This is a genomic window from Acinetobacter sp. 18QD2AZ41W, from assembly GCF_009829025.1.
Taxonomy (GTDB): domain Bacteria; phylum Pseudomonadota; class Gammaproteobacteria; order Pseudomonadales; family Moraxellaceae; genus Acinetobacter; species Acinetobacter pseudolwoffii.
Window position 1 is genome coordinate 502,222 of sequence record NZ_WURP01000002.1, and the last position, 12,194, is coordinate 514,415.

Annotated in this window: 11 protein-coding genes; 2 read left to right on the plus strand and 9 right to left on the minus strand. The window is 43.0% G+C overall.

The window, feature by feature from the left end:
* Positions 1–78 precede the first annotated feature (78 nt).
* The 7 genes from GVV58_RS05435 to GVV58_RS05460 form a co-directional block, all read right to left on the minus strand.
* On the minus strand, positions 79–693 hold the full coding sequence (locus tag GVV58_RS05435; protein ID WP_171502631.1) for a glutathione S-transferase family protein: 615 nt from the start codon (positions 691–693) through the stop codon (positions 79–81).
* 133 nt (positions 694–826) lie between these two features.
* Positions 827–1,720: a LysR substrate-binding domain-containing protein gene (locus tag GVV58_RS05440; RefSeq protein ID WP_159516119.1), complete on the minus strand. Its 894-nt coding sequence runs from the start codon at positions 1,718–1,720 to the stop codon at positions 827–829.
* A gap of 1 nt (position 1,721) precedes the next feature.
* Positions 1,722–2,921, minus strand: coding sequence for an MFS transporter (locus GVV58_RS05445; protein WP_159516120.1), 1,200 nt, complete (start codon positions 2,919–2,921; stop codon positions 1,722–1,724).
* A 31-nt stretch (positions 2,922–2,952) separates the two neighbouring features.
* Positions 2,953–3,516, minus strand: a complete 564-nt coding sequence (locus tag GVV58_RS05450; protein WP_005097816.1) for a TetR/AcrR family transcriptional regulator — start codon at positions 3,514–3,516, stop codon at positions 2,953–2,955.
* A gap of 497 nt (positions 3,517–4,013) precedes the next feature.
* Positions 4,014–4,535 (minus strand): acyl-CoA thioesterase, encoded by a 522-nt coding sequence (locus tag GVV58_RS05455; protein ID WP_004280680.1) that lies wholly within the window; start codon positions 4,533–4,535, stop codon positions 4,014–4,016.
* A 289-nt stretch (positions 4,536–4,824) separates the two neighbouring features.
* Entirely contained in the window at positions 4,825–5,001 is a 177-nt protein-coding gene (locus tag GVV58_RS15440) for a hypothetical protein (RefSeq protein ID WP_005097818.1), read from the minus strand.
* Between the two features lie 345 nt (positions 5,002–5,346).
* Positions 5,347–6,351, minus strand: coding sequence for a patatin-like phospholipase family protein (locus GVV58_RS05460; RefSeq protein WP_005169741.1), 1,005 nt, complete (start codon positions 6,349–6,351; stop codon positions 5,347–5,349).
* A 122-nt stretch (positions 6,352–6,473) separates the two neighbouring features.
* Between GVV58_RS05460 and chrA the strand changes: the two genes are divergently transcribed.
* Positions 6,474–7,682 (plus strand): chromate efflux transporter, encoded by a 1,209-nt coding sequence (gene chrA, locus GVV58_RS05465; protein ID WP_159516121.1) that lies wholly within the window; start codon positions 6,474–6,476, stop codon positions 7,680–7,682.
* A 54-nt stretch (positions 7,683–7,736) separates the two neighbouring features.
* Here the strand turns inward: chrA and GVV58_RS05470 are convergent, their stop codons facing one another.
* Positions 7,737–9,212 carry an alanine/glycine:cation symporter family protein gene (locus GVV58_RS05470; protein WP_074383429.1) on the minus strand — a complete coding sequence of 492 codons (1,476 nt, stop codon included), beginning with the start codon at positions 9,210–9,212 and terminating at the stop codon, positions 7,737–7,739.
* Positions 9,213–9,255: 43 nt separating this feature from the next.
* Entirely contained in the window at positions 9,256–10,494 is a 1,239-nt protein-coding gene (gene gltS / locus GVV58_RS05475) for a sodium/glutamate symporter (protein WP_159516122.1), read from the minus strand.
* A 913-nt stretch (positions 10,495–11,407) separates the two neighbouring features.
* On the opposite strand from gltS, the gene GVV58_RS05480 reads away from it, so the two are divergent.
* Positions 11,408–12,115 carry a nitroreductase gene (locus GVV58_RS05480; RefSeq protein WP_005097826.1) on the plus strand — a complete coding sequence of 236 codons (708 nt, stop codon included), beginning with the start codon at positions 11,408–11,410 and terminating at the stop codon, positions 12,113–12,115.
* Positions 12,116–12,194: the final 79 nt, after the last annotated feature.

The window sequence follows — 12,194 nt, forward strand, 5'->3', positions numbered from 1 at the left end:
TTAAGGTCATTTTTTACCACGCTTCGGCGTGGTTTTTTATTGTTTTTAGATATCTCGGACAATATATAGACCGAGGAGTTAGACTCGGTACTCTTGAAACCACTGGATATCTTTTAGGGAGTCGTGCTGTGCCATTTGTTGTAAAAAAGGTCTGAACTCGTCAAATGGCGGTAAAATTTTCGCAGAGATCGCAAAGACCAAACAATAGGCCACATATAAGTCTGCTGCGGAAAATTCTTCACCCAGCAAATAGGGATTGGCCTGGCTTATGCCCTGTTTCAGAAAATCAAATACTGCAGCTTCATTCCCGAAACTTAAACTTCTGCGGTTCTTTTCAATATTTTCTGGCGAGACCTGCAAATTTTTTAGATCGATATATTCGATGAAGGGTCCATGACAGAACAATATCCATTTTAAATATGCCCCACGCTTGGGATCATCCAAAGCAGGTGCCAAGCCTTGGTCGGAATACTTATCTGCCAGATAGATAAAAATGGCGGCCATTTCTGAAATGACAATCTCCTGATCGACCAGACAGGGAACTTTTCCTATCGGATTAATCTGTAAATATTCAGCTTGATGCATATATTCATAGGACACTTCCACCTGCTCAATCTGGTCTTCAATCTGCAATTCTTTCAATAAGGGCAACAGGGTCAGGCCCCGTGATCGTGGATTGTTATAGAGCTTCATCATATTGCTTTAACCATTTTTTATTTTTAGAGCTTCAGTATAAAACGGTTTTCTGTGTCAATTTACGTAGATGTGCTACAGATCATTTCTGTCGCACAGCTTTTAAAATATAGGCAGACCAAAGATGCAAATCTTAAAAAAGATCGACACAAAACTTTTCTTTTAAGACTTTTAAAATCAGATCAATCACCACATGTTTTTGGTCTTTACGATAATTGGCATATAGCCCAATCATGGGCAAAGGTTCAAGGGTCTTTTTCACCACGATATTATCGCCGAGTAATGGAATCACATAGGCTGGTACCAGACTCCAGCCCACGCCCATTCCGACCAGATTGACATTGAGCAGGATATTGGTTGAATGCTGCACCACATTGACCTTCAATTTGGACTGTTTAAAAAAGTCTTGAATAATTCGATGCAGTTGTGGTGAAGCCTGCTCATCACTAATGACAAAATCCTGATTTTCAAAGCTCTTAATACTGACATGTGGCAGGGTCGCAACCGGAGAATCTTTAGGCACAATCAGGGTTAAAGGTTCATCAAAAATCCGGATCGAATCAAACTCGCTCGACTGTCCCGGATAGCGGGTAAAAGCAATATCGATCTGGCCTTTTCTTAAAGCACTAAACTGCTCAGCGTCGGTCAAACTATGAAATAGTGCTTTCAGTTCAGGAAAATGTGCGCGGATATTGGGCATGATATAGGGAAAGACTTTCATTTCCGCAACCGGTACAAATCCGATATTCAGCTGATCCTGATGTGCATTGGCAATCTGTCTGGCAGCGTGGATCGCACGTTCTGCATGTTCCAGACTGAGCAAAGCTTCTTTTAAAAAAACCTGTCCGGCCTCGGTCAGGTTGACCTTACGGTTATTTCGCTCCAGTAACTGTACGCCTACCTCATGCTCCAGATCCTTGATTTGCTGACTTAAGGAAGGCTGTACAGTATTCAATTTTTCCGCAGCCCGGGTAAAATTCAGTTCCTCGGCCACAGTGACAAAATAACGTAAATGTCTTAATTCCATTTTATGCTTCCTGATTTTCCGGTACGTGTATTGGTCTTTTGGCCACATACTGACGATAAACCAAGATCGTCACAATGACGAGTGCAGCACTCGACACATACATCGCTTCAAAGCCCCAATAGGCAATCAATAGGCCCATCACCACGGAACCTACCGCCAAACCCAGATCAAACAGGGTAAAGAAGGTTGAAATCGCATGTCCCATACGCTGCTTATCGACAGATTGAATTGCGAGTGTCTGCAGACATGGAAATAATGAACCATAACCGATCCCTACAAAGACCGCTGATAACCAGAGCGTCCATTGATTGGATATCAGACTCACCATGACTAGGCCAATCGCAAAGAAAATAAAGGAAGGATAAATGACAGCACTTGGCCCCTTACGATCATAGATTTTCCCGACCCACGGCCGTACCAACAGCATCGAAGCCGCAAATACAATAAAAAATACGCTGGTATAAGCCAAAAGCTGCTTGCTTTCACTAAATGCCGTGATAAAACTCATGATGCCCGAATAAGCAAATGCCGTCAGCAATGCCACACAGCTTACCGCCAGGACTTTGACTTCCAATATATCTTGTAGACTTAATTTGGTTTTTTCTGTGCCAATCCGCCTTGATTTTGGCAGTTCGGTAATTTTCAGCATCCAGCAGAAAATCAGTCCTAGAGAAATAATAATAGCCAGAATCCCAAATAAGCTTTTAAAGCTGGTGAATTGAATGACGGTCAAGGCCAGCAATGGGCCAAATACCACCCCCAGATTGGTCGACATGACAAAATAGCCCATGCCCTCGCCTTTACGCTGTTCTGGAATAAATTCATTGGCCACCGGCACCGCCACCGTGGTCAAAATGCTGAACCAAATGCCATGTAGAAATCGCACCAGCAACAGTGACCACAAGCTATCAATGAGCAAATAGCCAAAGGCAAACAGCGCAAAAATCACGCCTGCACCGCGCATCGAGATTTTCTTGCCCAGTTTTTCGATGATCATGCCGGAAAAAGGCCGAACTGCAATTGATGATGCCAGAAACAAGGTCAGTGCCAAACCTGCTTCTTTGACTGAGCCCCCTAAATCTTTCATGATGTAAATCGGCAAGATGGTCAGTAAGGCAAAATAATAAACAAACAGAAAAAAGTTATTGAATAAGCACAGGATAAATGAGCGATTCCATAAACGCTCGGGGCTGAGAGACATAAAAACCAACTTTAAGAAAAATAGACCAGGCTCAGGCTTGAATCACAGCAGGATGCAGCACTAACTCAACCAGCGCCCGGATGTAATTTTCATCCGGCATACGATTGAAAAAAATAATCTGGTAATGGATCGGGCCGTACAAACTGTCCAGCATTAAATCAAAAGGATAATCCGCGCGAATCTCGCCACGTTCAATCGCTTGCTGAATCAGTTGATGAGTCTGCTGTCGACGCGGCAATAAATATTGCTGAAAGAATTCACCGGCCAGTTCACGATGATTGGCGATTACCACCAGTAAAGCCCGACCAATCGGATGGTTGAGCGCCTGAGACAACAAGCTTAGCTGTCGAATCAGATTACTTTTCAGGTCATTTGCAGGATCAGGCTCAAAGACTGAGACCGTATGCTGTTTGAAGGTATCTAGCACCAGCTCCGATTTATGCTTCCACCAGCGATAAATCGTAGATTTTCCCACCCCAGCTCGTGCTGCAACAGCCTCAATAGTCAGTTGATGATACTCTCCCTCTGCCAATGCATCGGCAACCGCTTGCAAAATACATTGCTGTCGTCGTGAGCTTTTTTCGTCATGATTCATAAAGTCTACTTATCTTCAAACACAATCGATACGATACGTATCGTTTTATATTAGAGCAAAAAACGATAAAGCTCCAGACATAAACTGAAATTAAGGCAAAAAAGACTCTCTTATAAAGTCATGCTGATCAGTTAAAGAATTTAAAAATAGACGCTTTAACTGCTTAGTCATTCATGATGGAGTCTTAAGGTTTTAAATCAAATATTTTCAATATCATTTGTTACTTTGATTTCATTCAAATGAGCAGCGGAACTTCGCAAGGAAGGCATCTTGCAGTCATATTCCTCACCGCAAAACTCGTCAGCCACCCTCGACTCGTAAATTTGTCATGGAGACCATCATTTTTTAAATCTTGCGGTGCAATACACCCCATGCCTCAAACAGTTGCGGATGACTTTTCCACCTATCACATATAATCCTCAATTTAAAAAAGAAAATGCCAGTCAATTGGTTAACTGACTGGCATTACTCTTATGAAGATGTTTTTAAATCACCGCTTAACTCTGTGCAGTCTTTTTATAAATACTGCATGAAGGATGATGATTCTCTTGCAAACGCGCGACTTTACGCTGTTCGGCTGCTTCAAAACGGCAACGTTTCCAGTCATTGTCCAGGTTCAAAGCCGGAATCTGTTTCGGTTTGCCATTTTCATCTACGGCCACCATAGTGAAATAACAGCTATTGGTATGGCGTACCGTTCTTTTTTGAATATTCTGCGCTTCTACACGAATCCCGATTTCCATCGAGGTGCGACCAACATGGTTGACACTGGCCAAGAAAGTTACCAGCTCACCCACATGAATTGGTTCCTTAAAGTTCACCTTGTCTACCGATAAGGTCACGACATAACTGCCCGAATAGCGACTCGCACATGCATACGCCACCTGATCCAGTAATTTCAGAATGGTTCCACCATGAACATTTCCTGAAAAATTTGCCATATCTGGCGTCATGAGAACTGACATCGTTAACTCTGACTGGTCATCTGACACTGCTGCAATTTGATCTAAAGGGGCCATCGTTTTCTTTGAACTCTTTGAATGACAAGGTTATCGCTTATTATTATAGCGTTTTTAACATGAATAAAATGTTCAATTCGGCAAATGAAGCATCATAATTATTGATATAGAAACTGCACTCATACAGAAAAAAATATATTTAACAGATCTCAAGGCTCAGCAAGAAGCTAAGTTCCAAACAAATAAACACTTATTGATCCAAAGCATCTGCTTACCCAGCTCAAGTTTTTTTCGGGCCGCTCTCATTTTGCAAAAAATAATTCAAGATGTTGGATAAATCATTACTGATTTAGCGCATGAGTGGTTTTAACATTTCCTGGGCGACATTTTCATAGCTGAGAATTTGCTGACCATCCAGTGTGGTAGTGACCGTGAAAGAACCATCCGGATGTGCAGCTGTCACTGTAAAAATATAGTGTTCAAATTGCGCCAACTTGACCTGATGTCCAATTTTAATCTGATTCATTGTCGTTACATCTATTCATTAATCTTTCAAAGCACATTCTGTCATGAACAATATTTAAATATTTGATCAACTTAAGTATAGGAATAATAATATTAAAATTTCGACTTAGAAAAGCAACACTTATTCCCAAAAAAATATAATTTATAATTCAACAACTTATAGTCAAAATAAAGTTTATCTCTCCTGAAAATTCTGGCCAATTCATATGCAGAAACAATGATTTAATCTTTTATAACGATCAGCCAGTGTTAAGATCAGAATCTGGAAAGCATAGGAATGCAATAGCTTTGCCTACCTGGTTCGATCTCATAAAAAATGAACAAAAAAATTTAACCGCAATATGCTTTAGGGCTGCTGCTGTTCCTGAGCCACAAAGAGCGGAATATGATGGCCGCGAGCATAATTATATTTTTGATAAGCGAGAGAAATATCCATCAGTTTTAACTGTGCAGCATCAATGCCGGCCTGCATGGTTAATTCTCTGCCACGTACATCAAAGATATGCCCTTTTTCCCGTAAATCGGGCTGGATCACCACATCGGCATGCTTTAATTCTTCTTGTGCCAGATGTTGCTGCATAATATTAATATTCTGGTTAAACAGTCCCCAGACATTACTGGTTTCCGTATGAATAGGCTGTGCCAGAATATCAACCGCAATCACAATATCTGCTCCCAGCTCACGTGCCACATTCACCGGTACCGGGCTGACCAGCCCGCCATCGACATATTCTTTTTCTTCAATTATTGTTGGAATAAACATACTCGGAATCGACACTGAAGCACGTACTGCCTGTCCAGTATTGCCGTAATTAAAAACGACTTTCTTGCCTTCTTTTAGTGCTGTGGCCACCACAAACATCGGGATTTTCATGGCTTCTAGTGGAGTTTGATCGACTTGTAAATTGACATAGTCTTCTACTTTTTTGCCATCAAAAAAACCTTTTCGATCCAGTTTGATATCGCGTACATCGGTTGCTCGCATGCTCAAGGCAATATTGCGCAGCTCAATCGCCGGTTTACCACTGGCATAAATAGATCCGACGATGCTGCCCGCACTGGTTCCAACAATAAAATCCGGACGAATACCGGCCTGTTCCAGTACTTCGAGCGCACCGATATGTGCATAGCCACGCGCACCACCACTGCCTAAAACGAGAGCAATGACCGGACGCTGTTCAGTTTGCTTGATCTTTTCAAAATCAATTTGATTCGGACGTGCCTGAGCTTCTCCACGTTGCGCAGCAGGTTGTAGATGATTGGTAGCTGACTGGACTGTCATCGGTGTGGTTTGACAACCACTCAGGCCGAATGCACCCAGTGCCACAATACTCAACACATATTTCTGCATGTAGAGAATGTCCTCATTAACTAAAGCAGCATAGTGTATAAACACCTGCTTAAATAATCTGTAGAATTTCGTAAAATTGTCATACAGTTCGGGTAGTTTGTCTTCATTTTCCCCTTCATGCTATGTCAGTCATTTCACTGTACCGGATTTTTCTGATTTTCCTGCAACTGGGCTGTATTTCATTTGGCGGGCCAGCCGCACATCTGGTATTTTTTCACCGCAAATTTGTGATGCAACTACAATGGCTCAATGATACCCAATACAGTCAACTGGTGGCTTTGGCGCAGCTTTTACCGGGTCCGAGCAGTAGTCAGGTGGGTTTGTCTATCGGATATCTGCAACGTGGTTATCTAGGTGCATTGATGGCATGGCTGGGATTCACCCTGCCCTCGATCATACTCATGACTGGTGTCGCGCTACTGGGTCAACACTATGTTCATATTCTAAACTCAAATAGCTTTCATACCATTCAGCTCATTGTATTTTCTGTTATTGCCTGGGCATTCTGGCAGATGCTGCGAGGCTGCTGTAAAACGGCCTGGCAATATGCAGTCCTGCTGCTGTCTGTCATATTATTGACGGTAATTTCGGTGAGTTATAACCAGATTCTCGTCATCATCCTCGGCGCAATTTGTGGAATGTTGATGGGATATTCTTCCAGATTAAATCCGAACAAGCCCAAAGACAGTGACAGTACTGAAATCAGCTCGCCTTATCTGCAATCTGCTGCTGCACCCTACTGGCTGCTGGCATTTATCTTGCCATTTTTGCTGCTGCCCCTAGCGGATAAACTATCGAATGGGTCGGGCCTACAATTCCTGAGTGATTTTTATCAGACCGGTTCGCTGGTTTTTGGTGGTGGTCATGTGATTTTGCCCTTACTCCATCAGGATTTTGTCGCGACTGGCATAGTGAATGCGCAATCTTTTGATCTTGGCTATGCATTTGCCCAGCTCATGCCCGGGCCACTATTCAGTTTTGCCAGTTATATGGGCGCTGTGCTGCCGTGGACGCCCTATCTCTGGCTGAATGTACTTTTAGCGACCTGTGCAATCTTTTTACCCTCATTTTTTCTGATCTTTGCCACCTTGCCCTACTGGTCATGGCTACTGCAGCAACGGCAAATCCATCAGGCCGTGATGGGAATTAATGCAGCGGTAGTCGGTTTGTTACTGGCTTTGCTCCTGAATCTGTCACAACATTATTTTAACAGTATCTCCGACCTGCTGTTCGTTGCGGTAATGATTGCTTTACTCCGTTCAAAATTACCAGTCTGGTTCAGCCTGATTCTGGGTTTTATCCTTTATCAAAGTTATTTGAATTTCTTTTAAAATACTCCAGCCATAAAAAAGCCCTGAATGATCAGGGCTTTTTGCTTTTCAGGGTTACCAGATATCAGATTTGACCTTGTCTTTAAACTTAGGATGATTATCCAGTTTAAACTCAGGTTCTTTCACGCCACGCTTCAACTGACCGGTATAGTCTTTGAGTAGCATGAGCAAGAATGGCATCAGCAACAGAATCGCAATCAAGTTAATACTTGCCATGATGCCCATAAACAGGTCCGCCATATTCCAGATCAATGGCACACTGGCGACAGAACCGAAATAGACCATGATCAACACAAAAATCCGGAAGATCAGCATGACCCGGCGATTGTTATTGATAAACTGCACGTTTCCTTCGGCATAGGCATAGTTACCAATAATCGAAGAATAGGCAAACAGGAACAGGATCAAGGCCAAGAAATCATCACCCCAGGCACCAATCTGGCTTTCCAGCGCCATCTGAGTCAGGGTCACGCCTTCAAAACCGGCATTTTCATACAGGCCCGAGACCAGAATAATAATCGCAGTACATGAACACACCACAAAGGTGTCTACAAATACCCCGAGCATTTGTACCAGACCCTGATTGACCGGATGCTTCACATCAGAGGCTGCGGCAGCGTTCGGTGCTGAACCCATCCCGGCTTCGTTAGAGAACAGACCGCGTTTGATCCCCATCATCATGGCCATAGAGATCATGGCACCAAAGAAACCACCCGCGGCAGCTTCAAACTCAAAGGCTTTACTGAAAATCAGCTGAAAAATGGAGGGCAAGACATCGTAGTTGATCACGGCAATATACAAGGCCACCGCCAGATAAAGCACGGCCATAAAAGGCACAAAGCTTTCAGCGACTTTCGCAATCCGTTTAATCCCGCCAAAAATAATCATAGCCGTGATTAGAACCAGGAACAGACCGACCCATGATATTTCCAGATTCAATCCACCTAAGGGCAGCAGCAGGTTCGCCTGATCCCAGCCCCAGGCATGCGAGGTTGCGCCGCTAATTGCATTGGCCTGAACCGCATTAAACACAAAGCCATAGGTCGTGATCAATGCAATTGCAAAGACAATCCCGAGCCATTTCTGTTTTAGCCCCTGAGTAATGTAATACGCGGGGCCACCACGGAATTGCTGGTTTTTATGATCGCGCACCTTAAACAATTGCGCCAATGAGGATTCCACCAAAGCAGAGCTCATACCTAGAAATGCAGTAACCCACATCCAGAACACCGCGCCCGGCCCGCCAATCGCAATGGCAATTGCCACACCCGCAACATTACCCACCCCGACCCGGCTTGCAAGACCAGTGACAAAGGCCTGAAACGGGGTAATCCCATGTGTATCCTGAACCTTGCCACGGCTATTTTTCATGACTTTCATGCTGTGCCAGAACAAACGAATTTGTACTGCACCGGTCATGATCGTATAGAAAATACCGACTGCGACCAGAAACACCACTAGAAAGTCCCATAAAGGGCCATTCAGGGCATTAATCCAGCCGAGCAAGGTTTCATTTAACTGATCATTCATGTCACATCCTTATGAGCTTATGACTCATCGTATCAGGTCTAAATTATACAAAGAACTTCAAGATCATTTGAATAACAGTGGCATTGATTAGGTCAACAAAGAACGCGCCACATAATGGAACGATCAGGAAGGCCTTATGTGATGCACCATACATATTGGTAATCGCCTGCATATTGGCAACCGCTGTCGGTGTTGCACCCATACCAAAACCACAGTGACCCGCTGCAAGTACCGCAGCATCATAGTTCTTGCCCATCAGGTGGAAAGTTACAAAACCGGCATACAAAGCCATGGTGATAGTCTGTGCACCCAGAATTACCATCAGTGGTCCTGCAAGGTCAGCCAATTGCCATAATTTCAATGACAACAATGCCATCGCCAAGTACAGCGACAATGAAGCATTACCGAACACATCAATCGCACGATCGAAAATCTGAACTTTGAAAATACCTTCCAGTACATTACGCAGGATGACACCACCCGCCAATGCCCACACGAATGTTGGCAGTTCAAATGCTGTACCTTTACTGAAACCCGTCATAAACTCTGCAAAAGCCAAACAGCCTGCAAACAGGCCCAAGGTCGTGATTGCATTATCAGCGGTAATTAAACGCACCTGATGCGGATATTCAAACGGTACATATTCGCTGGTGGTGCTGTCCATTGGCGTATTGTCACGCTTTTCGATCTGCTGATCGGTACGTGCAGTCGCCAGGTTATAACGGTTGATCAGCAACTTGGCCAAAGGTCCGCCAATAATACCGCCGATAATCAATCCAAAAGTCGCACTGGCCATACCTAGTGCCAGCGCACCTTGAATACCATGTTCAACTTCAAAAATTTCCCCCCATGCCCCCGCAGTACCATGACCACCGGTTAAGGTAACTGAGCCTGCAATCAGGCCAATCAAGGGGTCAATACCCAGTAATGTGGCCAGACTTATGCCGACCGCATTTTGCAAAATAATGAAAGCCGAAACAGCAAACAGGAAAATAACCAGACCGATCCCGCCTTCACGCAACTTGGAAAAGTTGGCACTCAGACCAATCGAAGCAAAGAAAATCAGCATAAAGCTGGTTTGTAATTCTGCACTGGTGGTGATGCTATATCCCCACAATGAATGCACCAGCAATGAGATGATCGCCGCAACCAAACCGCCCGCGACCGGCTCAGGAATATTGTAGCGCTTTAAAAAATCGATTTTATTAACCAGGAATCGGCCGAGTAACAAAACAATAACTGCGGCAATCAAGGTATAAAATGCGTTAAAAGTAAAATCCATAATTTTTTGCCCAAGATAATGTTGATTTTTTATCATTCTAAAAGTGATGCAGAGATACCGAGCTTTAGATCTCTCATCGATTTCGACCTAAAATATTCTGACCTCATCTAATGCTTTTAAAATAACAAAATGATCCACCATCTCTTTCAAACTTATGAATATCATCATCACGATCATATTCAACAAATGAGAGATTTATAAAAGCCAAAATACAGCTTTGATTTAAGCTCTATTGCTGTCAATGAATGGTATAAGCATACAAATTTAACAGGAGAGTCAGATCTATAAGACTGTGTTCTACTTCTCAAAAAACACCAAGGTTTAGTGAGCGCTTTTAACCTGACTAGCTTAATTCAAGCCACTTGGAATAGCGTTATTTAAAATAAATCTTGTGCATGCCGACCTTGAATTTTCCCAAAGCGCATGGATTAAGATGAAAAGCTGCATATTATGCTGTTTCTTTGTATAAAGTTTTATTGTTTTTTATTAAGAATAGTTAATCAATCTATAAAAAATAATTATTAGTCTAGGGTTTTTAGATGAGGGTCAAACTCTCTAGTTATCGAAAAAAAATATTAATCTCTTACTTAAAACTTTATCAAACCAAGAAATTTCAATGAAATTAACATGGTTTTCTATCCCAATCCACTTCATCTGTGCAGGCAATTAGTATGTTCAAATGGTTCAAGCATCCGAGTTTTAAGCTAATTTTTAATTTCATCAAAGCTTTTTAACCAATGTCCTGACTATTTGACTGAGGCTATTTAAAACATCAAGCTAGATATCAATCTTTTGTTTCACTGATAAATACTTTTTCCATTCTGGCCCGCGATTTAATTTTTCTGTCCACCCTACTGTTTGTTTAGTTTATAGTCATTCAAAACTTCATATGGATATTCGATTGGACATCAAAATGGATCAAAAACTTGTTCATGCTGTAGATCAAACGATCACCTCTCGCCATTCGGTGCGCGCTTTTTTAAATACGCCGGTCAGTACAGACATCTTGAAACAGATTTTAACTGTGGCCAGCCGCGCACCTTCGGGCACCAATACCCAACCTTGGAAAGTCTATGTTGTGACAGGTAAAAAACGCGATGAACTGGTAGAACGCGTCTGTCAGGCCCAAATGCAAATCTATGCCAATCCCGAGCTGGCGGAACAATACCAAGAAACCTTTGCCTATTATCCTGAACAATGGCTCTCGCCGTTTATTGAACGTCGTCGTGAAAATGGTTGGGGCTTATATGGTTTGCTGAATATTCAAAAAGGCGAAAAAGAAAAAATGGCACGGCAGCAGCTGCGTAATTTTGAATTATTTGATGCACCGGTGGGACTGTTTTTTACCGTACATCGCTCATTGGCCATTGGTTCGAAAATGGATATTTCGATGATGATCCAGAATGTCATGATTGCAGCAAAAGCCCGCGGTCTGGATACTTGCCCGCAGGCCGCCTGGAATCATTTCCATCCCATCGTACTCGATCTGGTCGGTGCACCTGAACATGAAGAACTGGTCTGTGGCATGGCCTTGGGCTATGCCGATCCAGAGCAGATCATTAACAGCTTTATTACGCCGCGTGTCCCGGTAGAAGAATTCGCTGTATTTATTGATGAGTGATTGAATCAAGGCTGAGTCTATCGACTTGGCCTTATTTTCAGATCTTTAGATTTTATCTGGCCAGAGCCAGATCAGGCAT

Excerpts from the sequence above, each read along its gene's own strand:
- GVV58_RS15440 (WP_005097818.1), bottom strand. The coding sequence starts at position 5,001 with ATGAATCAGATTAAAATTGGACATCAGGTCAAGTTGGCGCAATTTGAA.
- GVV58_RS05445 (WP_159516120.1), bottom strand. The coding sequence starts at position 2,921 with ATGTCTCTCAGCCCCGAGCGTTTATGGAATCGCTCATTTATCCTGTGC.
- GVV58_RS05455 (WP_004280680.1), bottom strand. The coding sequence starts at position 4,535 with ATGGCCCCTTTAGATCAAATTGCAGCAGTGTCAGATGACCAGTCAGAG.
- GVV58_RS05450 (WP_005097816.1), bottom strand. The coding sequence starts at position 3,516 with ATGAATCATGACGAAAAAAGCTCACGACGACAGCAATGTATTTTGCAA.
- GVV58_RS05435 (WP_171502631.1), bottom strand. The coding sequence starts at position 693 with ATGAAGCTCTATAACAATCCACGATCACGGGGCCTGACCCTGTTGCCC.
- GVV58_RS05480 (WP_005097826.1), top strand. The coding sequence starts at position 11,408 with ATGGATCAAAAACTTGTTCATGCTGTAGATCAAACGATCACCTCTCGC.
- GVV58_RS05440 (WP_159516119.1), bottom strand. The coding sequence starts at position 1,720 with ATGGAATTAAGACATTTACGTTATTTTGTCACTGTGGCCGAGGAACTG.
- GVV58_RS05460 (WP_005169741.1), bottom strand. The coding sequence starts at position 6,351 with ATGCAGAAATATGTGTTGAGTATTGTGGCACTGGGTGCATTCGGCCTG.
- gltS (WP_159516122.1), bottom strand. The coding sequence starts at position 10,494 with ATGGATTTTACTTTTAACGCATTTTATACCTTGATTGCCGCAGTTATT.
- GVV58_RS05470 (WP_074383429.1), bottom strand. The coding sequence starts at position 9,212 with ATGAATGATCAGTTAAATGAAACCTTGCTCGGCTGGATTAATGCCCTG.
- chrA (WP_159516121.1), top strand. The coding sequence starts at position 6,474 with ATGTCAGTCATTTCACTGTACCGGATTTTTCTGATTTTCCTGCAACTG.